At 49.8% G+C, this 23,645-nt stretch carries 21 protein-coding genes and 1 riboswitch; of the genes, 11 read left to right on the top strand and 10 right to left on the bottom strand.

The annotated features are described in order from the left end of the window. Positions 1–83: 83 nt before the first annotated feature. Complete coding sequence (locus LI015_RS07010; RefSeq protein ID WP_117626150.1) at positions 84–896, top strand: sugar phosphate isomerase/epimerase family protein; 813 nt, start codon at positions 84–86, stop codon at positions 894–896. A gap of 15 nt (positions 897–911) precedes the next feature. On the opposite strand, the gene LI015_RS07005 is transcribed toward LI015_RS07010, so the two are convergent. After that, a complete protein-coding gene (locus LI015_RS07005) occupies positions 912–1,694 on the bottom strand; it encodes a nitroreductase family protein (protein ID WP_002572623.1) in 783 nt (260 codons plus the stop codon). Between the two features lie 182 nt (positions 1,695–1,876). Between LI015_RS07005 and LI015_RS07000 the strand changes: the two genes are divergently transcribed. Continuing rightward, positions 1,877–2,098, top strand: coding sequence for a PF20097 family protein (locus tag LI015_RS07000; RefSeq protein ID WP_002564917.1), 222 nt, complete (start codon positions 1,877–1,879; stop codon positions 2,096–2,098). Here LI015_RS07000 and LI015_RS06995 read toward each other — a convergent pair. Together LI015_RS06995 and LI015_RS06990 are read right to left on the bottom strand one after the other, a co-directional pair. After that, positions 2,093–3,241 carry a double-cubane-cluster-containing anaerobic reductase gene (locus LI015_RS06995; protein WP_002564916.1) on the bottom strand — a complete coding sequence of 383 codons (1,149 nt, stop codon included), beginning with the start codon at positions 3,239–3,241 and terminating at the stop codon, positions 2,093–2,095. The genes LI015_RS07000 and LI015_RS06995 overlap by 6 nt on opposite strands. Before the next feature lies 1 nt (position 3,242). After that, a complete protein-coding gene (locus LI015_RS06990) occupies positions 3,243–4,016 on the bottom strand; it encodes an acyl-CoA dehydratase activase (RefSeq protein WP_227124361.1) in 774 nt (257 codons plus the stop codon). Positions 4,017–4,278: 262 nt separating this feature from the next. On the opposite strand from LI015_RS06990, the gene LI015_RS06985 reads away from it, so the two are divergent. Beyond that, positions 4,279–5,862 carry a sensor domain-containing diguanylate cyclase gene (locus LI015_RS06985; protein ID WP_118018073.1) on the top strand — a complete coding sequence of 528 codons (1,584 nt, stop codon included), beginning with the start codon at positions 4,279–4,281 and terminating at the stop codon, positions 5,860–5,862. Positions 5,863–5,876: 14 nt separating this feature from the next. After that, positions 5,877–8,477, top strand: a complete 2,601-nt coding sequence (locus LI015_RS06980) for an EAL domain-containing protein (RefSeq protein WP_002564913.1) — start codon at positions 5,877–5,879, stop codon at positions 8,475–8,477. A gap of 181 nt (positions 8,478–8,658) precedes the next feature. Here the strand turns inward: LI015_RS06980 and LI015_RS06975 are convergent, their stop codons facing one another. Continuing rightward, entirely contained in the window at positions 8,659–9,282 is a 624-nt protein-coding gene (locus tag LI015_RS06975; protein WP_117626153.1) for a TetR/AcrR family transcriptional regulator, read from the bottom strand. 162 nt (positions 9,283–9,444) lie between these two features. Here LI015_RS06975 and LI015_RS06970 point away from each other — a divergent pair, with 162 nt between their 5' ends. From LI015_RS06970 to LI015_RS06940, 7 genes are all read left to right on the top strand, one after another. Beyond that, positions 9,445–10,806, top strand: a complete 1,362-nt coding sequence (locus LI015_RS06970; RefSeq protein WP_227124360.1) for an MATE family efflux transporter — start codon at positions 9,445–9,447, stop codon at positions 10,804–10,806. Positions 10,807–10,908: 102 nt separating this feature from the next. Further along, positions 10,909–11,319 carry a DUF2500 domain-containing protein gene (locus LI015_RS06965; RefSeq protein ID WP_002564910.1) on the top strand — a complete coding sequence of 137 codons (411 nt, stop codon included), beginning with the start codon at positions 10,909–10,911 and terminating at the stop codon, positions 11,317–11,319. Between the two features lie 162 nt (positions 11,320–11,481). After that, positions 11,482–12,336 carry a threonine/serine exporter family protein gene (locus LI015_RS06960; protein WP_002564909.1) on the top strand — a complete coding sequence of 285 codons (855 nt, stop codon included), beginning with the start codon at positions 11,482–11,484 and terminating at the stop codon, positions 12,334–12,336. Next, complete coding sequence (locus LI015_RS06955; RefSeq protein ID WP_002564908.1) at positions 12,333–12,776, top strand: threonine/serine exporter family protein; 444 nt, start codon at positions 12,333–12,335, stop codon at positions 12,774–12,776. Before LI015_RS06960 ends, LI015_RS06955 begins: the two co-directional genes overlap by 4 nt. Before the next feature lie 348 nt (positions 12,777–13,124). Then, entirely contained in the window at positions 13,125–13,796 is a 672-nt protein-coding gene (locus LI015_RS06950) for a Crp/Fnr family transcriptional regulator (protein WP_002564907.1), read from the top strand. Between the two features lie 62 nt (positions 13,797–13,858). Then, positions 13,859–14,557 carry a metallophosphoesterase gene (locus tag LI015_RS06945; RefSeq protein WP_002564906.1) on the top strand — a complete coding sequence of 233 codons (699 nt, stop codon included), beginning with the start codon at positions 13,859–13,861 and terminating at the stop codon, positions 14,555–14,557. A gap of 15 nt (positions 14,558–14,572) precedes the next feature. Next, positions 14,573–15,229 (top strand): HAD family hydrolase, encoded by a 657-nt coding sequence (locus LI015_RS06940; protein ID WP_227124359.1) that lies wholly within the window; start codon positions 14,573–14,575, stop codon positions 15,227–15,229. 103 nt (positions 15,230–15,332) lie between these two features. Here the strand turns inward: LI015_RS06940 and glgD are convergent, their stop codons facing one another. The 6 genes from glgD to xdhA all read right to left on the bottom strand — a co-directional run bounded on the left by glgD (position 15,333) and on the right by xdhA (position 23,211). Then, complete coding sequence (glgD, locus tag LI015_RS06935) at positions 15,333–16,478, bottom strand: glucose-1-phosphate adenylyltransferase subunit GlgD (RefSeq protein ID WP_227124358.1); 1,146 nt, start codon at positions 16,476–16,478, stop codon at positions 15,333–15,335. Further along, positions 16,472–17,680, bottom strand: a complete 1,209-nt coding sequence (locus tag LI015_RS06930; RefSeq protein ID WP_002564903.1) for a glucose-1-phosphate adenylyltransferase — start codon at positions 17,678–17,680, stop codon at positions 16,472–16,474. The genes glgD and LI015_RS06930 overlap by 7 nt, the downstream gene beginning before the upstream one ends. Positions 17,681–18,023: 343 nt before the next feature. After that, a complete protein-coding gene (locus LI015_RS06925) occupies positions 18,024–19,364 on the bottom strand; it encodes a uracil-xanthine permease family protein (protein ID WP_002564902.1) in 1,341 nt (446 codons plus the stop codon). Between the two features lie 26 nt (positions 19,365–19,390). Then, entirely contained in the window at positions 19,391–19,891 is a 501-nt protein-coding gene (xdhC, locus tag LI015_RS06920; RefSeq protein ID WP_002564901.1) for a xanthine dehydrogenase subunit XdhC, read from the bottom strand. Then, positions 19,884–20,774, bottom strand: coding sequence for a xanthine dehydrogenase subunit XdhB (xdhB, locus tag LI015_RS06915; RefSeq protein ID WP_002564900.1), 891 nt, complete (start codon positions 20,772–20,774; stop codon positions 19,884–19,886). Before xdhB ends, xdhC begins: the two co-directional genes overlap by 8 nt. 10 nt (positions 20,775–20,784) lie before the next feature. Continuing rightward, positions 20,785–23,211, bottom strand: a complete 2,427-nt coding sequence (gene xdhA / locus LI015_RS06910) for a xanthine dehydrogenase subunit XdhA (RefSeq protein WP_002564899.1) — start codon at positions 23,209–23,211, stop codon at positions 20,785–20,787. 67 nt (positions 23,212–23,278) lie between these two features. Then, a riboswitch (purine riboswitch) is annotated at positions 23,279–23,375 on the bottom strand. Positions 23,376–23,645: the final 270 nt, after the last annotated feature.

Here is a 23,645-nt window from a genome sequence, read left to right as displayed (position 1 = left end):
AGACAGAGATTAATACAGACAGGGATTAATACAAACAGGGATTAATACAAACAGACATTAATACAAACAGAGAGGGATACAAGATGAAAATAGGCGTACGCGCACACGATTACGGTAAACACAGTATAGAAGGGCTGGCATCCCTGCTGCGTGAAGAAGGCTATGATGGGGCCCAGCTGGCGCTTCCCAAGGTATTTGAGGAGATTGACAGCTATGAGGATATCCGGCTGTCCCACATTGAGCGAATCAGAAGGGCATTTGAGAAGAACCGGGTGGAGATTCCGGTGATGGGATGCTACATGGACCTGGGCAATCCCGACCGCAGTGTAAGGGAGTATGCGGTGGAGACTTTGAAAAACTGCCTGCTTTACGCAAAGGAAATGGGAGCCGGCGTGGTGGGAACCGAGACAGCATATCCACGTTTGAGCAGGGAGGAAAGGGCTGCCTGGTGTCCGTACATGATGGACAGCCTTATGCGGGTCATGGAGGAGGCGCAGCGCATTGACATGAAGCTGGCAATCGAACCCGTGTACTGGCATCCTCTTGCGGACCTGGAGACCACGCTTAAGACAATCCGGATGGTGGGTGACCCGGATCACCTGCGGCTGATATTCGACGCCTCCAATCTGTTGGAATTCCCGGAGACCACGGATCAGGATGCTTACTGGAACCAGTGGCTTGCGTCCGTCGGGACGTATATTGACGTGATGCACATAAAAGACTACAGTCTGGGGAAAGACCGCGCATACCAGCCAAAACAGCTGGGGGAAGGCATCCTGCGGTATGCAGAAATCAGCCGCTGGCTTCATGAAAACAAACCGGACATGTATCTGCTCCGGGAGGAGATGAATCCTGCATCAGCCGGAGCAGATATTGCTTTTATGAGGCGGATGTAGAGGAAAACCGTGATTTCAACGGAAAATCACATCCGCCGCCCTTCTGGGAGCTGTTCTTTTATATGTAATATCAGGATAGCCCAGAAGGGCGCAGGCCTCTATCTTTTTTTCTCCCACTCCCAGCCAGTCTAAAACCTGGGGATTCATTTCAGCTGCCCTTCTCAGATAGCCGTTATAGAGGAATCCAAGCCCCAGTGAGACACCCATCAGTTCCATGTTCTGGGCAGCCAGCCCTGCGTCTATATTTGCCTCAGAAGCAATGAACAGGACGGCAGGCGCGTTGCGGAAGAGATAGTCCTGTTTTGAATCAGCCATATGGGCCTCATAAAAGCCCCGGTATGCCTGGGCCGGCCCCGGAGCAGGGCTGTCCAGAATACGGCCGATTCCGTCCCAGATAAGAGTTTTTAAGATTTCCAGCTCCTTCTGGACAAAGATAAAGCGGCAGTCCTGCATATTCTTGGCTGTGGCTGTATACCGTCCGGCCTGCAACAGCATATCCAGGTCCCCGGAGCTGACAGGCTTCTGTTTGAACCTTCGCACGCTGCGCCGGAACTTGATTGCCTTGAGAAGCCGGTCTGAATCCAGTCCGGCCTGTTCCTGACTCAGCTCCTCCACATCCCCCATATCGTATTCCGGTATGGACACGGCGTTTAAAGGACAGACAGCAACACAGTGGCCGCAGAGGATACAGTTTCCGGACACCTCTGCTTTTCCTTCCCTCAGAAACAGGTTGTTTGCGATACAATCACTCATACACTGCCCGCAGCCGGTGCAGGCGTTTCTGTTTATTTCTACCATATGTATCTCCTCCTTTGATTCTTTGTCCGACATACTAAATATTATAACCCAGGGAAAATGACACTGCAACACCGGTTCCTGAAACCAGCCGTCCAATTCCTGGCCCATGCGGGAGCTTATTGTGTTTTTTTCTTCTCTGTGCTATGCTCAATGAGAAGAAAAACAAGGAGGCAGTGGAAGAAATGAAATGTCCTTATTGCAATCAAGAGATGGAAGCAGGATTCCTCACATCAGACGCCCGCTGCATTGCATGGAGAAGGGAGCGCCATGAGCCCGGTCTGGTTTCCCGTAATGACAGGAACAGCGGCGTACAGTTAGCCAGAAAGACACTGGGGGCAGCGGTAGTGGAAAACGCCTATTGCTGCGCAGCATGCAGGAAAATCGTGATAGATTATTCCTTATAGCATCTCGATGAAGGCAGCCATCCTTGTGTTCAGCTGGCCCACGTCGGCCTGGGAATAGTCTGTCTCCACAACGGTATAGGGAAGACCCTTCTTCTCCTTTACCAGCCTGCGCACCAGGGAGGTCTCCACATTGTAGGTGTGGCATGCCTGCAGAACCAAATCCACCACGCCGTCCACATGGAAATCGTCAATAAGCCTGTCTAACAGCTCCATACGCCTGGGGTTGGGGGACATGCAGGAACAGCCGATGTTCAGGTACTTTCTGGCCAGGGCGTCATATACGTCGGGGTTATCCTCATCAATGGGGTCTAAGGGCTTCATGCCGGAGCAGTTTTCAAAGCAGACCACCACGCCGCCGTTATCTTCAATGGCGCGCACTACCTTGAGGGCGGCACCGCCGGAGGGAGAACCGGTCACCAGGATTCTGGCCCTCTTTCCAATATTCCTGCCCTGGGCGTATTCAGCCTCAATCTTATCCGTGATGGCATTCACTTCTTCTGCCAGTGTATCAATTTTCATCTTAAATCCCGTGCCGTAAACAATGTTGACGATATCCAGTCCAAGAGCCGGTGCCGGGTCCAGGGCCATCACATACTGAAGGCGGTTAAGGGCCGCAAGAATCTGGTTTCTGTTATGTATCTGGCAGCGGATGGCATCCTCAGTGATGACAGTGCCGAATTTCTTCTCCAGCACCTCCTTAAACCGTATCAGTTCCTGGCGGTAAAGTCCTATTCCGGCTTCTGTCTGGCAGTTGGGCAGTTCAATGACATGGACCGGCTTGAATTCAGCCAGCATCTCGTACATTTTCTTTTTTCCGTCGCAGGTCGTCTCGCCTACAATCAGATCAGAGAAATAAAAGAAAGGACATTTGTCTGTCTTGGCAAAGCCGTAGCTGGATTTGATGAGGGGACAGAGGTTTCTGGGCAGATCCTTTTCAGCGTCAGGTATGGTTTCATCAGTCACAGAACAGAGTCCCACAACAGAGGCACCCATGGCGTGAGGGATTTCCCTTGGAAGATAGGTACAAAAGACACCGACCACAGGTATGCCTTCCTCCTTTAATTCTTTTATGGCAAGAAACGAATTTTTCCTTGCATCTGCAAATTCTTCAAATATTTCGGGCAGTTCTTTCTTCAATTCCATATCAGTTTCGGCTCCTTTTCTTTAGTTTTTCATATCCCAGTACGGCTGCTCCTACGGCCCCGGTATACTGAGAGAGCGGGTGAGTGGTTATATGGGAGGTGTTCATATATTCTCCCAGCACGGATCGCATAATCTCTGACTGTGCCAGACCTCCCGAGAAGAAAATATGGGGATGTCCGCCTGTCAGACGCTGGGCAAAGATGGCGGTCCTGTGGCAGATGGAGTGGACGCATCCAAGTACAATGTCGCCGGGAGGCGTCTCCTGGGCCATCAGTCCTACTATCTCGCTTTCCGCAAAGACAGCGCACATGCTGTTAATAGGCACGGGCCGGCAGCCCTGCACGAAGTCGTCCAGATGTGAGATGTCGCTTCCTACCCGGGCCATAATCATTTCCATGAAGCGCCCGGTGCCGGCCGCGCATTTGTCGTTCATTAAAAAATCATTTACCTGCCCATGGCTGTCAAGGGTAATGACCTTGCAGTCCTGTCCCCCGATATCAATGACAGTATCACAACCAGGGGCCAGATAGGAAGCGCCCGCACCATGACAGGTGATTTCCGTGATTTTGGCGTCCGCCTCCTTTAAAAGTTCACGGCCATACCCGGTGCTCACCACGAACCCGGTTTCCTCCGTGTAAAGCCGGTCGTAAATGTCCCTCAGAATCTGGCCCGGCCGCATGGATGTGGGAAGCATGTGGCATCCTACCACATTTATTCCGTCGAACAGGACCCCTTTGGTCATGGTTGAGCCTGAATCAATCCCTAAACTAAACATATAAACTCCCTTGTTTTTTCGCTTTTATACCTATTTGAGTATAAATAGCTGAGAAAAAATAGTCCAATTGATATTCTGAATGAGTTTTGATTTGAGATTGAAAATATATATAGGGAAATTGAATGTCATTTGGATTGAAGGGATGGATTGCCTTTCAATTGCCCCGCAATTTGGTAAATATTGTTGATTAAAGATTTTGCTTATGCTACAATTAAATAATATACATTTGGTAAAAGCTGATGTTCCGCGGGGAGGAAATCATATGTACCGATGCAGGATGAAGATAGCGATTTTCAGCAAGGATACCATGCTCTCTGAGCTGGTCCGTTCTCTCGAACCATTGGAGCATTTTACACATGAAATCACAGTGGCGCCTGAGGCAAATCAGGAAATTATGAGGGAGAGCAGGCTTCTCATATGGAATCTGGACGACTCTGTGCCGCCCTCTAAGCTGCGCTCCCAGTGTGCAGCGGAAGCCTCGCTCATATTCTGCGGCAGCCGCCAGTGCATAGGCGCGCTGCCTCCGGAAGAATTTGGGGCTGCGGATGAGTTTTGGGAGACGCCCCTTGTCAGGGATTATATTAAGGTACGCCTGAAACGCATGATGGAACAGATTAAGCTGGGCTACGATTATTACATGACCCGGACCTACCTGGATACGGCCATAGACAGTATACCGGACATGCTCTGGTTTAAGACACTGGACGGGATTCACGTCAAGGTGAATAAGGCGTTCTGCTCTGTGGTGGGAAAGACCAGGGAGGATGTGACGGGGCGGAACCACTGCTATATATGGGGGGTATCCCCGGATGATTATGAAAATGGGGAGGCCTCATGCCGGGAGTCGGAGGATGCGGTTATAAAGGAGCGGCGTACCCTGCAGTTTACGGAGTCTGTCAAGGCATCCCACGGCATGCGCCAGCTGCGCACCTATAAGTCCCCTATAGTGGACAGGGACGGTGTCACGGTTCTTGGAACTGTGGGTATCGGCCATGATGTGACGGACCTGGTAAACATGAGCGCTGAGATAGAAATTTTGCTGCAGAGTATGCCCTATGCCATCCTTTTGTGGGATAACAACGGGAAGATACTTAATGCCAACAGAAAATTTGAGGAGTATTTTAAGCTTCCCAAAGAAGCAGTAATCGGGCAGGACTATGATGCGTGGATAACAGGGGCCTTCGAGGAACAGCGCACCATTAACAGCGAAGGATACATGGAAGCGCGTGTATCCCGGAGGGATGGGTCAGGTAAGATGCTGGAGATTCACGAAAATTCCGTCTATGATGTATTCAATCATGTGGCCGGTAAGCTTTGCATTTTCAGGGATGTGACAGTGGAGCGGGATCTGGAGAAACAAATCCGCCACAGCTCTAATACAGATTTCCTTACAGGACTTTATAACCGCAGATGTTTTTACCAGTACATACATAACAACCGTGGCGGCAGGACGGTCAGCCTGATGTACATTGACCTGGACCGGTTTAAGGAAGTCAATGACACATATGGCCATAAGGTGGGAGATGCCGTGCTGGTGCATACGGCGGATGTACTCAGACGATTGTTCCGGGACGACTTCGTGGCCCGGCTGGGCGGGGACGAATTCCTGGTGGTCCGTCTGGGAAAGTGCAGCATGGACCAGATGGAGCAGGAGGCAGAGGCCTTTTTGAAAGAAATGAGGACAGCGTTTCTGGCAGCGGAACAGACCGTTTCTTTGTCAGCCAGCGTGGGAATCGCTCAGAGCAGCGATTCCATGGTGGACATTGATGCGCTTCTCCAGCGCAGTGACCAGGCCCTTTACCAGGCAAAGAAGGCCGGCCGGTCCAGATACTGCGTATACAGATAAAAGGGGATTAGGACATGATATCACAAAAACAAATTCTGATTGTGGAAGATAATGAAATTAACCGTATGCTGCTGGGAGAGATACTTTCTGCGGACTATCAGGTCGTGGAGGCTGAAAACGGTCTGGAGGCCCTGTCCGTCCTAAAGGAGCGCGGGGATGTGATTTCACTGATTCTGCTGGACATAACCATGCCTGTTATGGATGGATATACCTTTCTTTCCATTGTGAAAAAAGACCCTGTGTTTTCTTCTATTCCGGTTATCGTAACCACCCAGAGCGACAGCGAATCGGACGAGGTGGCTGCCCTTTCCCACGGTGCTTCGGATTTTGTTGCTAAACCCTACAAGCCACAAATCATCCTGCACAGAGTGGCAAGCATCATTAATCTGCGTGAAAATGCAGCCATGGTCAACCAGTTAAAATATGACCGGCTGACCGGGCTTTACAGTAAGGAATTTTTCTTCCAGAAGGTGAAGGAGGAACTGGCCCGGCATCCGGAACGGGAATACGATATCATTTGTTCTGATATTGAGAATTTTAAATTAGTCAATGATGTATTCGGTCTTCCGGCGGGAGACAGGCTGCTGCGGGAGGTGGCTGATTTTTACCAGTCCCAGGTAGGGGACAAGGGGATATGCGGTCATTTTAACGGAGACCAGTTTGCCATACTGATGGAGCGCAGGTGTAAGTATACCGATGAGATGTTCATGGAGGCAACGGCACGGGTCAATGCCCTTCCCAATGCAAAAAATGTGCTGGTGAAATGGGGCATTTATTCCATTGAGGACCGCACTATTCCGGTGGACCAGATGTGCGACAGGGCTCTTCTGGCTGCCTGCGGCATCAAGGGGCAGTACGGAAAATATTTTGCCATATATGATGACCGGCTGCGCAGCAGGCTGCTGCGGGAACAGGCTATAACGGAATGCATGGAATCTGCACTGAGAGAGGGGCAGTTTGAAATTTATCTCCAACCCAAATACAGCGTAAAGGAGGAACGGCTTTCTGGGGCGGAATCCCTGATACGGTGGAATCATCCTGAATGGGGCCTTCAGTCGCCGGGACAGTTCATTCCTCTTTTTGAACAGAATGGTTTCATCACCCAGCTGGACCAGTATGTGTGGGACCAGACATGCGCCATCCTGCAAAGGTGGGAGCAAATGGGATATCCATGTATACCTGTTTCCGTCAATGTGTCCAGGGCGGATATTTATAACGTGGATCTTCCTGAAATTTTGACAGAGACAGTCCAAAAATACGGGCTTCCCCCATCCCGGCTCCATCTGGAAATAACAGAAAGCGCGTATACGGAAAACCCGTCTCAGATCATTGAAGTGGCGGGGCGGCTGCGGGAATTGGGCTTTATCATAGAGATGGACGATTTCGGCAGCGGTTATTCCTCCCTGAACATGCTCAATAAGATGCCCATTGACATTCTGAAGCTGGATATGAAGTTTATCCAGAATGAAACGGAAAAGCAGGCCAGCCAGGGAATCCTTCGTTTTACCATGGGTCTTGCCCGTTGGATGGATCTGAGTGTGGTGGCGGAAGGCGTGGAGACCAGGGAGCAGTTTGAACAGCTGAGGGAAATCGGCTGTGATTATGTTCAGGGATATTATTTTGCCAAACCCATGCCCTGCGGGGAGTTTGAGAAGCTGATAAGGGAACAGCCGGAGGAGGCTGCCATGGAATCGTCCATGGAGGATGTTTCTTTTCACGGAAAACAGCGGCCTGTACTTCTGATTGCGGACGAGGATGATGCCTATTGCAGGCAGGTGCGCAGGATATTTGAGTCCCGGTATCAGATTGTGGAGGCATCGGACGGAGAGAAGGCCCTTGCCTGCATTGCCAGCTATGAGAATAAGATTGGGGCAGCTATCATCAGCCTTACCCTGTCAGAACCGGATGGATTTCAGATATTGGAAATGCTTCGGAGGGAACGGGCAGTATGGAATATACCTGTCATAGCCACTTCATGGGACGGAAGCCAGGAGGAACAGGCTTTGGATATGGAAGCAGATGAATTCCTGCGCAAGCCGCACACTGCAGCCGTCCTGGAAAGGCGTGCCGTGAGGGCCATGAGGTCGGCGGCCTCCAGGGAACGGGAGCGCATGCTTGAGGGGGAAGCCTGTCAGGATTATCTGACCGGACTGTTAAACCGCAGAGGCCTGGAGGCTGCCGCGGATGCTCTGGATGGGAAAGACATGCCGTTGGCTGTGTATCTCTTTGATTTGGATAACTTAAAACACATCAATGATACATTTGGCCATATGAGGGGAGACCAGACCATATCGGCTTTTGCAGAACTGCTGAGGGAACAGACAAGGGAAAGTGATATACTTTCCAGGTTTGGCGGTGACGAATTCGTGGTTATTATGAAACAGATGAAATCAGGGGAAAGCGCTGTCAAAAAAGGGGAGGACATATGCAGGAGCATCTGTGAGTATCCCTTTGCCGACAATGTCCGGGCCTGTTGTTCCGCCGGTGTCGTCATTTGGGACACCAGGAAACCTCTGCCGGCCATACTGGAGTATGCGGACCAGGCCCTGTATCGCGCCAAGGCTGAAAATAAGGGCGGCTGCTGTATGTGGGAAGACGGGTATGAATATCCATAAAATAAGGCGGCCGTGTGCTTTGCCCATAAATATATTATAGTAGGATTTACGGCAATTGGTAATAAGAGTGAATTCATGTTTATGCCTAAGAGGGTTCCGGGTGAATTATCCGGAGCCCTTTCCGGACTGCGGGTGAGAATGTGACCCACAAACTGCAGGGCAGCCGTAAAAGCGGCCTGAATTATTTGGAGATAATCCGATATAAGGCTTCTATCCCCGCATTTAATAACCTTTCCTTTTCTAATCTTGCTTCTTTAAAAATAATCCGATCAACAAGTGCTGTAATGAAATCTACTATTACAACGGATACAGCCTCTAAATCTTCATACGGCAGCTCGCTTTGATACAGCCTGATATATTCATATGTTGCCATCTGCACTTTTTCCGACTGTGAATCTTTTATCGCCTTAACTTCTGGTTTTGCAAAATAAAGTACGTTTAATTCCCGTAAGAAATCCTTTTCTGCTTCATGTAACTGAATCAGAGTATTTACGAGGTCATAAAGCCATTTTTTCGGTTCCTTTAAATAAAGCTGCGCACTTGATTCAGGGCGCAGCTTTTCAAACACATTTGAAAAGTGGTATTGGTTGCTGCGCTCCAACAATTCTGTGAGTATAGCGTCTTTATCAGGGAAATAAGAGTATAGACTTCCAATAGATATACCGGCGGTTTTCGCAATTTCATTTGTAGTTGTATTGTAATAGCCGTTCTCACAGAACAATGACTTTGAAACCTCAAGTATAGTTTCTTTCATCTGAATACTTCTCTTTTGCTGTGGACGACGTACAGATTTTTTGTTTTCCATTTTATCAACTCCTGATTACTATTTTAGTATAGGAGGATGGGTTTGTCAATAAAAGTGAGTTAAAACTCACATAATCATTGACAAACGACAAATACGAGCATATACTCAGATTATAAACGCGAGTAAAAACTCATGTAAAGATTGAATTGGAGGAGTCCGCTTATGGAAGTAGCAGAAAAAATCAAAACACAACCAATCCCAAAACTGATTTGGGCATTATCAGCACCGGCTGTGCTCTCGTTGTTGTTGAATGCACTAAACACAGCTATAGACGGTATATTCGTAGCTAAAAGCGCAGGGATAACGGCCTTGTCGGCGGTAACAGTATCATTTGGTGTTATTCTCATTATTCAGGCGCTGTCGCTTCTGATTGCAGCAGGGGCATCTGCCTCCATTTCTCTTAAAATGGGAAAATCCGATAAACAGGGCGCGGAGAAAATTATTGGAAGCGCTTGTATGCTTTCAATCCTGTTTTCAGCGGCCATTACAATCATCGGGTTGCTGACAATTAAGCCATTGCTTTCCCTATACGGAGCAAACGCTGATAACATGGTGTATGCTAAAGAATATATCACAGTTATACTAAGTGGTTCCTTTTTCTTTGTCACCGCCCAATCAATGAACAACTGTGTGAAAGGTATGGGATATGCCAAAAGAGCTTTTTTGAACTCTCTATCCAGTGTAGTTACAAACACAATTTTAGACGCTGTTTTTATATTTGTTTTTAAGTGGGGTGTTTTTGGAGCAGCTTTATCAACGGTCATTGGTAACTGTGTTTGTATGCTTTTGGCAATGCAGTTTTTATGCTCTAAAAAGTCCGCAGGGAATCTAAAGCCAAGTAATATAAATCTAAGTGCCAGCAAAAAAATTATGTCGACAGGTGCTCCTGCTTCTATTACTCAGTTCGCATTAAGCCTGGTTTCTCTGACATTTAATCATGTTGCTGCATTTTATGGGGGAAACGTAGGGGTTGCAGCCTATGGAATCATGTATAACACAACCATGTTAGTCTATATGCCGATTATTGGATTAGGCCAGGGAATACAGCCTATCTTTGGATTTAATTATAGCGCGGGGAATTATACGCGGGTAAGGAGCACACTAAAATACTCTATAACCTGTGCCACTATTTTTGCAGCAGGAATGTTTTTGGTGATAGAGCTATTTAGCAGTCAAATCATAAGCACCTTTGGCGGGGCCGGTAACAAGGCGCTCATGGATATGGCTGTGCCGGGTATCCGCATTTTTACTTTGCTGCTTCCTGCTGTGGGATTTCAGATGATAAGTGCAAATTATTTTCAGTATATTGGTAAAGTAAAACAGTCTGTTGTTCTAAGTGCGCTTCGGCAGTTATTACTGCTGATACCGTTTGCAATCCTATTACCGACAGTTTTTGAGGTCACAGGAATATGGATAGCAACGCCCACAGCAGATTTTATTTCCCTGATTGTGACTGCAATTTTTGTTCGGCAGGAAGTCTGCATAATTCATTCGCAGGAACTAGGCGTAAATCTGGTGAACTAAACAATAGTCTATTTTTTAGGTTATATTAAGTAAATTGTAAGATTACCGGGCTGTATATATGATAATATGGAGATATACAACGGGAAAGAGAGGTGTGGATTTATGTATATGGATTCCTTTTTCTGGGGAGGCGGCTTTGAAATCATGTTTACACTGGTATTTGTGCTCATCATAGGAATATTTGTGGTTACGGCGGTAAAGGGACTGAGCCAGTGGAACAAGAACAATCATTGCCCCAGGCTGTCGGTAACAGCTTCCGTGGTCTCCAAAAGGACCAATGTCAGCCGCCACAGCCATCCCAATGCAGGGGATGCCACAGGAGCCCATGGTTTCCATTCCACTACATCCACCAGCTATTACGCGACGTTCCAGGTGGAGAGCGGTGACCGGATGGAGCTCTCCGTGACAGGGACTGAATATGGGCTGCTGGCAGAGGGGGACCGGGGAAAACTGACCTTCCAGGGAACGCGCTATCTGGGATTTGAGCGGCTGGGGAATGTAGAGCCGGTTTGATCTATACTTGCTGCGCATGCACGTTCCTGAATATTTTTGTCTTATTATACTCCTGGGTTGTAAGCATTTCCAGGGAATGATAAAATGAGAGAGGAAACGAAACAATATAAGCCAGAACAAAGAGAAAACAGGCCAAAAAAGAGAAGCAGGCAGGAGCAGGTAATGCAGGGGAATCAAGTTATATACGGGCAGGAACAGAATAGTCAAAGACAGAATGCTGAACAGAATAGTTTCAAACAGGATAACAGAGAGAAGGAAGTCATGGAGGTTTCCCTTCAGGCGGGGCATCTGCTCCTGGAGAATGGAGCTGAGATTTCCCGGGTGGAGGAAACCATCGAACGGATATGCCGCTATTACGGCGTCTGTTCCGGCAATGCATTTGTGCTCACTAACGGTATCTTCGTCACAGTGGGGAGCAGGAATGAGCCTGATTTTGCCAAGGTGGAGCACATTCCGGTGAGTGGGACTCATCTGGACCGTGTGGCGGCTGTGAACCAGCTCTCCAGGGAGATAGAGGCAGGCATGTATACGGTCAGAGAGGTGGCTGAAAGGCTGGAATGTATAAAGAGCATGCCAGGAAAGCCTAAATACATGCAGGTGCTGGCATCCGGTTGCGGCAGCGCTGCCTTCTGCTATCTGTTCGGGGGCAGTATATGGGACAGCTCTGTGGCGCTTATGACCGGTATCATTTTGTACATCTACGTGCTTTATGTCAGCGCCCCCCATCTGTCGAAAATAGTGGGAAACATAAGCGGGGGTGCCCTGGTGACGATCCTGTGCAGCACCATGTATCTGGCCGGAATGGGACAGCATCTGAATTACATGGTAATCGGATCCATTATGCCCCTTATACCCGGAGTGCCCTTTACCAATGCCATACGGGAAATCGCGGACAGTGATTACATTTCCGGATCAGTGCGGATGATGGATGCGCTGCTGATATTTTTCTGTATAGCCATTGGCGTGGGCGTGGGATTTTCACTGGCAGGATGGGTGACGGGAGGTACATTGTTATGATACCACAGGTCTGTGCAGCCATGATGGGCACCATTGCATTTTCACTGCTCTTTGGAGTGCCGAGAAAATATTATATCTGGTGCGGCCTGATAGGAGGAGCCGGGTGGGCTGTATATGTGCTGGCTTCCGGTTATGTCAGCGGGGCAGGCGCCTCCTTTGCCGCCACAGTGGTGGTCATATTCCTGTCCAGGGCAGCCGCAGTGGTAAACCGTTGTCCTGTCACTATTTTTCTCATATCAGGCATATTTCCCCTGGTGCCTGGAGCAGGAATTTACTGGACCGTCTATTACCTGGTGACGGAACAGCTGGGGCTGGCTGTGTATACGGGGTATGAGGCTGTGAAGGCCGCGGTGGCCATTGTGCTGGGGATTGTATTTGTGTTTGAGCTGCCCCAGGGTGTGTTCCGGTGGATGGCGAAAGCATTCGTTAAAATTCCATAAAGTCCGCCCCGCTGCGGGCGCTTTCACACATGGATCCCTTCTGGAAGCGGTATGTTTTAACTATCACTTGTTTGTGTGGGAATTTGAACGCTTGGAGTATATAGACGGCCCTTCGGAGAAAAAAGTAGTTGATGTTGCCGGCACTTTGCCGTATTATGATGGTATAGCACTCTGCGCGGCCGCGGACGATGAGACAGATGCCGTAAACAGGGAGGAGCCTACGGTTTAACGGTGAAAAGTATTACGATGATTTTGGTGACATACCGGACCGGCCGCCGGCATAGACTGTATCAAAAAAAGAGGAGCTGTTTTTCGCAGCCCCTCTTTCATGTTTTTTGGAGGCGGCATATGTATGAACATTTTTCAATTCCCGGAGAGTCCTGCAGGATTCCCTTTGCAGACCTTTGCAGGAGAAACAGTGAATTCAGGACCTATTTTATAAGAAAGACCTACGATGCTTCCCAGTGCATCCATCCCCAGGGGACAAAGATTACCAGCTTCGGCATCGTGGAGACAGGAATTCTGAAAGCAGTGGATCACACCAGAAAAGATGCGGAAATGTGCCATGCTTATTTTGAGGCCAGGGATATTTTTCCGGAATTCCTGTATTTTTCCGGTGAAAAGGAGTACAGTTATACTCTGGCCGCTGAAAAGCGGTCCACGGTGTTGTGGGTGCCGGTCCAGGTGATGGAAGAAATGCTGGAGAAAGACAGGCAGCTTCTCTATGCGCTGCTGCTGTATGTCTCCCAGCGGGGGCTTAAAAACCAGCTTTATCTCAACTGCCTCAATTACCAGACCATCCGTGAGCGGATCGCTTACTGGATTGTGGGAATGCATAACATCGCTCCCGCGGAGACCATCCGCATGCCCGGCTCCCAGCTGATGCTGGCCAATATGCTTCATGTCAGCAGGTCCTCCCTGAACCAGGAGCTGAAGCTGATGGAGAAGGAGGGATATTTCCGTATTAGGGGACATGAGATGCAGGATTGGGATAAGAAAAAACTGGAGGAGCTGGTTTAGAACAGATTTCCCCTGAGCCGGACGCTGCTGGTTTACGAGAAAATAAGCGGGGAGTTGTGAATATGAGTTTGTATGCCATTGGAGATTTGCATTTATCCTTTACTGCCAATAAACCCATGGATGTATTTGGAAGGGAATGGAAAGACCATGTGAGGAAGATAGAGAAGAACTGGAGGGGAAGGATTGGCGCAGAGGACACGGTGGTCATCACAGGCGACCATTCCTGGGGACGGAATCTGGAGGAGGCCCTGGCTGATTTGGATTTCATCCAGTCCCTGCCGGGACGAAAAATTCTGCTGAGGGGAAATCATGACATGTTCTGGGATGCAAAGAAAACATACCGTCTGAATGAGATGTTTCAGGGGCGGCTATCCTTTCTTCAGAATAATTATTATGCCTACAAGGAATACGCCCTGGTGGGGACAAAGGGGTACTGCTATGAGGGAAAGGATTCACCGGAACATTTTGAGAAGCTGGTGAAAAGGGAGCTGGAGCGGCTTCGCATCTCCTTTGAGCTGGCCGCTGCGGACGGCTGCAGCCAATTCATCATGTTCTTACATTATCCTCCTACCAGTATCGGAGAGATGGAAAGCGGGTTTACTGAGATGGCAAAGGAGTACGGGGCAGAGCAGGTGGTGTATTCCCACTGCCACGGGGAAGCCAGATATCAGGACAGCTTTCTGGGAGAGGTGGACGGGATTGAGTATAAGCTGGTTTCATCGGATTATCTCAGATTCCGGCCGGAGAAGATTTTGAGGTGATGAGGAGGAGCAAAAGTGAAGTACAAGGCAGTGATATTTGATTTTGATTACACCCTGGGAGACTGCACAGAGGGCATTGCGGCCAGTGTGAACCACGGGCTTAAGAAAATGGGATATGAGGCCGGGGAAATGGAGGATATCAGAAAGACCATAGGCCTGTCCTTAAAAGAAACCTTCGCCTGTCTCACAGGGAGCCGGGACCAGGAGGAGGCACAGCGGTTCAGTATCTATTTTAAAGAAAAATCTGACCAGGTGATGGTGGAGCATACAAGGCTCTATCCCGCGGTCGGACCAGCGTTTGAGGAGCTTCGCAGGCAGGGGTGCAGGATTGGAATTGTGACTACAAAATATCATTACAGGATTGACCAGATACTGGACAAATTCCAGATAGCAGGCCTGGTGGACGTGATAGTGGGGGCTGAGGATGTAAAGGCTGAGAAGCCAAGCCCTGAGGGACTGCTTTATGCCATGGAGCAGCTGGGGGCGGACCGGAAGGAAGTCCTTTATACAGGGGACAGCGTGGTGGACGCAAAGACAGCGGCCGGAGCCGGTGTGGATTTTGCCGGCGTATTGACCGGAACAACGTCATTCCGGGATTTTGAACCCTTTAACCATATATGTATTGTCAGGGATTTGGCGGAGCTGATGAATGCTTTGACGCAGGAGAAATAGAAGAAACAGATAACAGGAGAAACAGATAACAGGAGAAACAGATAAAAGGAGGATGTCCCCACCCGGGCGGACACCCTCCTTTTTCAGCCCATTCAGCTGCTTTCTATACAATCTGATACTTTGCCACGTACACCGGGAACGTAACAGTGCCTTTTATAATTTTGCCCCTTGTAATGGTCGCATTCTTATCAGTCACAACATACTCTACGCCGGCGTCTGCTTCTATCACCGTATCCTGCATGAGCACACAGTTCTTTACCCAGGCGCCCTTTCCTACCTTGACACCGCGGAACAGGATGCTGTTTTCCACCTCACCCTCGATGATGCAGCCGTCGGCAGCCATGATGTTGCTGACCTTTGAGCCGTTGATATACCGGGCCGGATTGTCGTCGCGAATCTTGGTATAGATGGGATTGCCGGCGGAAAAGAGCGCGTCCACATTGACATCGTCTAACATCTTCATGTTCTCGTTAAAATAGCTCTTCATGCTGCTGATTCGCGCCACATATCCGTCATAGCGAAATGCCTGTACATTCAGCCTTTCTAACTGGGGCGCCAGGATATCGCGCTCAAAGTATACCTGTCCGCGCACATAGGCAGTGTTTATCTGGCTAATCAGGAGCTCCCGGTCAATGATGTAGATGTTCATGGAGATATTCTGCATTCCCGGTTCCGAGGAGTTCATGTACATCTTGGTAACACGGCCGTTGTCAATGGCCAGGGTATAGTAGAGGCTTTTTCCGATGTCACGGTGTTCGATGAGGTCAATGGGAAGAGGTTCCGCCTTGTAAGCCACGGTAACATCGGCATGACTGGCCATATGGGCTTCAATCAGTGCGTTGAAATCAAAGTTGACAGCCAGGTTTGTATCGGCCATAACCACATACTTTTCCTTTTGTTCCTTCAGGAAATCCAGGATACCGGCCAATGCTTCCACGCGGCCGTTGTAGATGCTCACTGTCTTTTCTGCATAAGGCGGAACCAGGTTGAGTCCGCCGTTTTTTCGCGTCAGGTCCCATTCGCGGCCTGAGCCCAGGTGGTCCATCAGGGAGTGATAATTTCTGCGGACAATCAGGGAAATATTGTCAATTCCACAGTTGGCCATGCTGGAAAGGATGAAATCCACCAGACGGTAACGGCTGGCAAAAGGAATGGAGGCCATCAGGCGCTCGCTGACCAGATCGGGAACCAGGGAATCATAGCTGTTGGGGAAAAGGATGCCCAGGGCATTTGCATTGGAATTTACCATTGTTCTTCACCGCCTTTTACATTATTCTTTACCATGGCACTGGGGCCAATCTTGGCGCCGGGCCCGATTTCAATGCCGGGACCAATGGTGGCCACGCCTTTTTCACTGTCAGAGGGCATGGCCCCTACCACTGCGTTTTCTCCGATTACCACGTTCTCAGCCACAATACAATGTTTTACCACGGCGCCTGATTTGATGGTGGTGCTGCCCATGACAACAGCGTCCTCCACCTGCGCCCCGGCCTCCACCTTTACGCCGGAGAAGAGGATGGAATGCCTGACCTGACCGTTTATACGGCAGCCGTCGGTAATCATGGAATTTTCCACCAGGGCATCGCCGCTAATCTTATGGCCGGTCATACCGCTGTTTCTGCTGTATATCTTCCAGTTTTCGTCAAAGAGATTGATGCCGCTGTGTTCCGGATCCAGGACCTCCATGTTGGCCTCCCAGAGGGAGGAGATGGTTCCTACGTCTTTCCAGTATCCGTTGAAATGATAAGCATACATCCTGCGTCCGTCACGCAGCAGATTGGGAATGATGTTGTTTCCAAAGTCATTTTCAGAGTCAGGGTCAGCTTCATCCTCTATGAGGTACTGTCTGAGGATGTCCCAGTTGAATATGTAGATGCCCATGGAAGCCAGGTTGGACTTTGGATTCTTCGGCTTTTCCTGGAATTCGGTGATGCGGTCATCCCCGTCAGCCACCATGAGTCCGAAACGGGACGCGTCCTCCCACGGCACTTCCATGACAGCCACACTGAATTCAGCCCCTTTTTCCTTGTGGAATTTAAGAAAATCGCTGTAGTCCTGTTTGCAGATCTGGTCTCCTGAAAGGATGATTACATACTGCGGGTCGTACCGTTCAATAAAGGAGATATTCTGATAAATGGCATTGGCCGTGCCCTTGTACCAGTCTGAACCGGATGCTTTCTGGTAGGGCGGGAGTATATGGACACCTCCGTACAGGCGGTCCAGATCCCAGGGCTGTCCGTTGCCGATGTACTCATTCAGGACAAGTGGCTGGTACTGGGTCAGGATACCCACTGTATCAATTCCTGAATTTACGCAGTTTGAAAGCGGAAAATCAATGATGCGGTATTTACCGCCAAAAGGAACCGCGGGTTTTGCCAGTTTTTGGGTCAGCGCGTAGAGACGGGAGCCCTGGCCGCCGGCAAGAAGCATTGCAATCATTTCTTTAGCCATAATATTTCCCCCTGATTGGTGTTGAATATTTATACAGATTGTACCATGTATTGGAAAAAAAAGACAGGTATTTGTGCAAAATAATTGAAAAAGTGATGAAAAAGTGGGGATAATATAAAAAAATGACAAGTATATTCGCCGGAGCAGGACATAGGCAGAACAAAGCAGCAAAATATAAAAAACAGGTGACATATAATAAAAAGTGTTGTATAATAACGTTATACTTAAAAAAGAATAACGATAGTTAAAAGACTTTAGATGAAAGAAAAACAGAAATAAAAAAGGAGCTGCTGCTCCATAAATGATGACTCATCTATGGAGCAGCAGCTCCCGCAGACAATCTTTACCCTTCCAGGGTCTTGATATCCATATCCTTTGGAAGCACCAGGCTTAAAAATACGGAGACCACAAATACAACCGCAACCACATTGGCCGAAAATACAGACTGGACCAATTCAGGGAAGATATCCCAGATCCCGATTTCGCTGGCTGTGGTAAAACCGATGCCCACTGCCAGGGAGAGGGAGACAATGACTATGTTTCTCTGAGAAAAACCGCATTTGGCAATCATCTGTACGCCGGAGGTAAGAATGGTGCCGAACATCATGATGGTGCATCCGCCAAGCACGGCCTGAGGCAGGGAAGCAAAAAAGTTTCCCACAGGCGGAAGGAGTCCGGCTAAAATCATGCAGGCCGCCCCTGTCATGATTGTGAAACGGTTGACCACCTTTGTCATGGCCACCAGGCCCACATTCTGGGAGAATGAGGTTACAGGCGGACATCCGAATACAGTGGAAAGGGCGGATGCGTAGCCGTCGCAGGCCAGGGAGCCGGATATTTCCTTTCCCGTGATTTCACGGTTTAAGCCGCCTGAAACCAGGGCCGAGGTGTCGCCTATGGTCTCTGCCGCAGATACAAGAAAGATGATGCAGGCCGAGATAATGGCCCCTGCATGGAACTCGGGCATAAAGGGAAGCAGATGAGGGAAGGAAATGATTCCGCCGGACATAATCAGGCTTAAATCCACTTTCCCAAGGAAGATGGCGATTACATACCCCACAATCAGTCCAGCCAGTACGGACAGCTGTTTTAAGTATCCTTTTGCAAAGATGTTCCACAGAAGACAGGTCAGAAGGGTGATGGTACCCAGAATCAGGTTCTGGGCGGAACCGAAGTCGTCTGCATATCCGCCGCCAAAGGACCTGGCGCCCACTGTGAAAAGGGAAAATCCGATAGCTGTAACCACAGAGGCAGCCACCACTGGGGTAATGATTCTGCGCCAGTATTTGGCCAGAAGTCCCAGGGTTCCTTCAAAGATACCGCCTATGAGCACGGCTCCCACCACAGCGGGATAACCGTAGTTGGCTGCAATGGTGCTGAGAACGGTGACGAAGGTAAAGCTGACACCCATGACAACGGGAAGCTTAGAGCCAATCCGCCATATGGGATACAGCTGAATCATAGTGGCGATGCCTGCCACAAACATTGCGTTCTGGAGCAGAATGGCTGTCTGGGCCTGGCTCAGGGCAGGCTGTGCCGCTCCTGCTATGATGGTAATAGGCGCAAGGTTGGAGACGAACATGGCCAGGATGTGCTGGAGGCCGAAGGGGATGGCTTTGGCGATTGGCACCCTTCCCTCCAGTTTGTATATGTTGTTGATACTGCAATTGGTATTGCTGTTCATGATTGGTTCCCCCTATAAAATGATAGTTAATCGGTCCCGCCGGTTTTGTGGCTGACCTGATATACCTCCTCCACAATCCGTTCCATGGCGTTGAGAATGTTCTCATAGCCGGTACATCTGCACAGATGCCCGGATATCAGCTTCTTAAGCTCTTCCCGGTTGTATTTTTTTCCGGTTCCCACAATCTCCACCGCGCTCATGATAAGGCCGGGAGTACAGAAGCCGCACTGTACGGCTGCCTCCTCGATAAATGCCTTCTGAATGGGTGACAATTCCCCGTTGGGCCCCTTTAAACCTTCCACTGTCATGATGCTTTTTCCCTCGGCCCATAAGGTCATGTAGATACAGCTGTCTATGGCTTCTCCGTTTACCAGAACGGTACAGGCACCGCATTCCCCGACCTCGCAGCCCTTTTTCACGGATGTAAGCCCCAGACGCTGGCGCAGGGTATCGAGCAGGGATTCCCTCTCATCCACAGCCAGTTCCACTTCTTTACCATTTACTTTCATGTGTACAATCTTAAGCATTGATCGCACCTCCTGCTTTTTTTATTGCCTCTGCCAGGGCCCGTTTGGATAATTCTTCAATGAGCTGCAGACGGAATTCCTTTGACGCCCTCCATGAGGAGCGGGGATTCACTTCTTCCAGTGCAGCCTTGCCGAACGCCAGGACAGCCTCACTGTCATTAACTGCGCGACCCTTTAAACCATCCTCCGCCTTCCTGCATCGCAGGGGAGTGGGACCAGCCACGCCGTATCCCAGCCTGACATCCTCAATCCGCTTCTTATCCTGGCTCAGCTTTACACGCACCGCACAGCCCAGGGTGGCAATTTCCATGGCTTTTCTCTTGCCGTACTTGATGTAATGGCCGCTCCAGCCCTCGAAGCTGTCCCTGTGTACCAGGAAACCGGTACAGACCTCGGTCCGGTCGCGGACCGTCCGTCCGGGACCTGTATAGAATTCACAGACCGGCACCCTGCGTTTGCCCTCAGGACCCTCTAACAGCACATCTGCCTCCAGGGTCCACATGGTGGAAGCAGAGTCTGCGGAGGTGGCTCCATTGCAGATATTGCCGCCGATAGTACCGGTATTGCGTATCTGCGGACCGCCTACCATGTCCACGGCGTCCCCAAGCATGGGTATGTATTTCTGGATCAGGGCATCGTTGGTGATATGGGAAAATGCAGTGCCTGCGCCTATCCACAGATCTCCGTCATCAAGGAGGCGGACTCCCTTTAATGCTTCTATATTATGAATGGATACAACGGATCTTCCGGCATCCTTTCCCTCTCTGACACGAATCAGAACGTCTGTACCGCCGCTTATGATTTCAGCGTCAGGATTTTTTACCAGGGCATTTATGGCGTCGGCCACATCCTTGGCCTCATAAAATGATTTGATATCAAACATAACCTTCTCCTTATATCAGACCTTTTTCTTTGAATTTTTCAATGAGCCGCTGAGCGGTCATGGGAGTCACATCCATCTGGACTCCGGTGGCGTTTAAGATGGCGTTGCGGATGGCGGGGGCCACCGGAATGGCAGGAGGCTCGCCCAGGGATTTGTTACCGTAAGGGCCGGTGGGGTCCTCCAGCTCAATGAACGCCACGTTTAAGTCCGGCGTGTCCATGGCGGTTGGAATCTTGTAATCCAGCAGGTTATTGTTTAAGGGCCTGCCTGTCTTTTCATCCACCAGCAGCTCCTCCGAAAGCCCGTATCCCAGTCCCATGCTCATGCCGCCGTGGACCTGGGCCCTGGCGGTCAGCGGATTGATGAGGATTCCGGAGTCATGGACATTGATGATATCCTTTACCGTTACCAGACCAAGGGGAATGTCCACCTCGATTTCCACAAAGCAGCAGCCGGAGGAAAATGTGTTGTCCTTGCACTGGTTAGTGACCTCGGCTGTGATATGTACGGAACGGTCCAGGGAATAGAAGGCGGTGTCCGCTACCACGGACAGGTCGAAGAGCACGGGCTCCCCGCCGCTTACCACAATCTTACTGTTTTCTATGTCCAGCATATCCGGTGATACCAGCTCCCCTTCCTTAAGTCCCAGTGTCTCCCTGAGCAGGGCAGCGGCAGCCTTTACTTGGTCAGCGTATACTGTTTTGGATAGGTCGCTTACATCGTGGCTCAGCATGTAAGCAGCGTATTCCAGTATCTTAAGGCGGAATTCCTCGCCGCATTTCCTGCAGGCCATGCCGGACACATAGGTCTGGCGGGATGCATAGGCCCCGGTGTCAAAGGGGGTCACGTCCGTGTCCTGGGTGGATACGATGTAGACCTTGTCAAAGGCTATGCCGGTTGTCTGGGAAGCCATCTGGGTGAATACGGTGTCGGCTCCCTGGCCGATCTCCGTGGCGCCCATGCACAGCTGCATGGAGCCGTCCTGGTTGAGTATCATGCGGGCGGAAGCTGTTTCAAGGGAGATGGGGTGCACACCTGTCTTATAACAAAAGATAGCCATGCCCACACCTTTTCGGACCGGGCCGGTCTGATTGCGGTATGCGCTCCATTTCTCGTCCCAGCGTATGTGTCGTCGCCCTTCCTCGATGCATTTTTTCAGACCGTAAGAATGGAAGGTGATGCCGTTGGCCGGGTCCACGAAACCATCCTCCATGCAGTTTTTCAGCCTGAATTCACAGGGGTCCATGCCAATGGCGTCTGCCAGATCATCGGTGAGACATTCCGCGAACCATGCTGCCTGGGGAATGCCGTAGGCTCTCATGGCGCCGGCCGTGGGAGAGGAGGTGTATACGGTGAAGCAGTCCACCTCGGTACCCAGCTCGTCTCTGTAAAGGTCCTTGAACACATTGCCGCAGTTGGCGCAGATGGCGTGGCCGTGGGATGCATAGGCGCCGTTGTTGGCATAGGCCTCCAGCTTCCTGGCCAGGATGCGGCCGTCCTTTGTCACAAGGCCCCTGCATTTTCCTTTGATGGCGTGACGGGTACGGGTGCCGGAGATAGTTTCCTCCCGGCTGATTTCCAGCCTGACAGGCCGTCCGCCGACGGACATGGTCAGGAATGCGTTTAAGGGTTCATAGAGCACGTCCTGCTTGTTGCCGAAGCCGCCTCCGATGTAAGGCTTTATAATGCGGACTCTTCCGATTGGAACCCCCAGGGCCTGGGCTGTACAGCGCCTGACTATGTGGGGAATCTGGGTGGAGGATACCACGGTTATCTTACCGTTGGTGTCCACATAGGCCCATGAGACAGGCAGCTCTATGTGGCAGTGGGAAATCCTCGGGGTATCGTATTCCTTTTCCAGGGAAATGATTTCCTCAGGCCCGTAACCGGACCCGGCTTTCTCAAGTCCTCTCTCATAGGTGAATTCACTGTCACCCATGGTCATGTGGGAGTGTACGATCACATTGTCCTTCCTGAGATCCGGGTGCAGGGGAGTGGCATCCTCTGCCATGGCTGCTTCCACTGTAACAATAGGAGTATATTCTTTATATTCCACCTTAATCAGGCGGGCTGCCCTGGCCGCGGCCACCTCATCCTCAGCGATGACAGCCGCAATATCGTCCCCGTAAAGGCGGACCCTCTGGTTCAGTATTTTCCTGTCACAGATATCCTGATGCTTCTTTTCCACGCTCCACGGATGGCCTGCCGTGGGAAACTGGCAGTCGGGAACATCGAAGCATGTGACAATCTTTACCACACCAGGAACCTGATAGGCCTCTGTCAAGTCAAAGCTTTTGACCAGGCCGTTGGCAATGGTAGAGTGCACGACCTTACCGTGCAGGATGTCTCTCGGTTCCAGATCCGCGGTGTACTTGGCCTCCCCGGTCACCTTCCCGTAAGCATCAACACGTTTTACTTGCTGCCCTACAATATTCATTTTTTGATTTCCTCCTTACTTTTCCTGCCAATTTTGGTGCGAATCTTTACACAAACAGAAAAAAAGAGCTGGCTACATTAAGATATGTAGCCAACTCTTTGCGGTAGTTGGTAGAGACTCTGGGCCAATCCCCAGGATATACATATTGGCAAAAGAAATGTTAAATTGTTATCTTAAAAAGAATTATAGTACCTAAAAAAGTTTTAGTCTATGGCAAAATTTGAGAAAATTGAAGATGCTTTATTGTGCAATATACACAAAAAAGTGCCGGAGTGATGAAAATGGTGCATGCATATACGAGCTGGTTTCTGTAGCGTCCTATTGCATTTTCTACCTGTTTTTGTTATATTTAAACCATTGGAAATTTGTCAAAAGAACGTCTATTTTGGTGAAACCACGATATATATTTATAAGGAAATGAAGAGGAAGCCTGG

This window comes from Enterocloster sp. 210928-DFI.2.20 (assembly GCF_020554465.1).
Taxonomy (GTDB): Bacteria; Bacillota; Clostridia; order Lachnospirales; family Lachnospiraceae; genus Enterocloster; species Enterocloster bolteae.
Note: the sequence above shows the minus strand (reverse complement) of the source record. Positions and strands in the feature narration are given on the sequence as shown.

Bases quoted from the DNA above. Each gene is read 5' to 3' on its own strand.
- LI015_RS07010 (WP_117626150.1), top strand. From the start codon at position 84: ATGAAAATAGGCGTACGCGCACACGATTACGGTAAACACAGTATAGAA.
- LI015_RS07005 (WP_002572623.1), bottom strand. From the start codon at position 1,694: ATGGTAGAAATAAACAGAAACGCCTGCACCGGCTGCGGGCAGTGTATG.
- LI015_RS07000 (WP_002564917.1), top strand. From the start codon at position 1,877: ATGAAATGTCCTTATTGCAATCAAGAGATGGAAGCAGGATTCCTCACA.
- LI015_RS06995 (WP_002564916.1), bottom strand. From the start codon at position 3,241: ATGGAATTGAAGAAAGAACTGCCCGAAATATTTGAAGAATTTGCAGAT.
- LI015_RS06990 (WP_227124361.1), bottom strand. From the start codon at position 4,016: ATGTTTAGTTTAGGGATTGATTCAGGCTCAACCATGACCAAAGGGGTC.
- LI015_RS06985 (WP_118018073.1), top strand. From the start codon at position 4,279: ATGTACCGATGCAGGATGAAGATAGCGATTTTCAGCAAGGATACCATG.
- LI015_RS06980 (WP_002564913.1), top strand. From the start codon at position 5,877: ATGATATCACAAAAACAAATTCTGATTGTGGAAGATAATGAAATTAAC.
- LI015_RS06975 (WP_117626153.1), bottom strand. From the start codon at position 9,282: ATGGAAAACAAAAAATCTGTACGTCGTCCACAGCAAAAGAGAAGTATT.
- LI015_RS06970 (WP_227124360.1), top strand. From the start codon at position 9,445: ATGGAAGTAGCAGAAAAAATCAAAACACAACCAATCCCAAAACTGATT.
- LI015_RS06965 (WP_002564910.1), top strand. From the start codon at position 10,909: ATGTATATGGATTCCTTTTTCTGGGGAGGCGGCTTTGAAATCATGTTT.
- LI015_RS06960 (WP_002564909.1), top strand. From the start codon at position 11,482: ATGCAGGGGAATCAAGTTATATACGGGCAGGAACAGAATAGTCAAAGA.
- LI015_RS06955 (WP_002564908.1), top strand. From the start codon at position 12,333: ATGATACCACAGGTCTGTGCAGCCATGATGGGCACCATTGCATTTTCA.
- LI015_RS06950 (WP_002564907.1), top strand. From the start codon at position 13,125: ATGTATGAACATTTTTCAATTCCCGGAGAGTCCTGCAGGATTCCCTTT.
- LI015_RS06945 (WP_002564906.1), top strand. From the start codon at position 13,859: ATGAGTTTGTATGCCATTGGAGATTTGCATTTATCCTTTACTGCCAAT.
- glgD (WP_227124358.1), bottom strand. From the start codon at position 16,478: ATGGTAAATTCCAATGCAAATGCCCTGGGCATCCTTTTCCCCAACAGC.
- LI015_RS06930 (WP_002564903.1), bottom strand. From the start codon at position 17,680: ATGGCTAAAGAAATGATTGCAATGCTTCTTGCCGGCGGCCAGGGCTCC.
- LI015_RS06925 (WP_002564902.1), bottom strand. From the start codon at position 19,364: ATGAACAGCAATACCAATTGCAGTATCAACAACATATACAAACTGGAG.
- xdhC (WP_002564901.1), bottom strand. From the start codon at position 19,891: ATGCTTAAGATTGTACACATGAAAGTAAATGGTAAAGAAGTGGAACTG.
- xdhB (WP_002564900.1), bottom strand. From the start codon at position 20,774: ATGTTTGATATCAAATCATTTTATGAGGCCAAGGATGTGGCCGACGCC.
- xdhA (WP_002564899.1), bottom strand. From the start codon at position 23,211: ATGAATATTGTAGGGCAGCAAGTAAAACGTGTTGATGCTTACGGGAAG.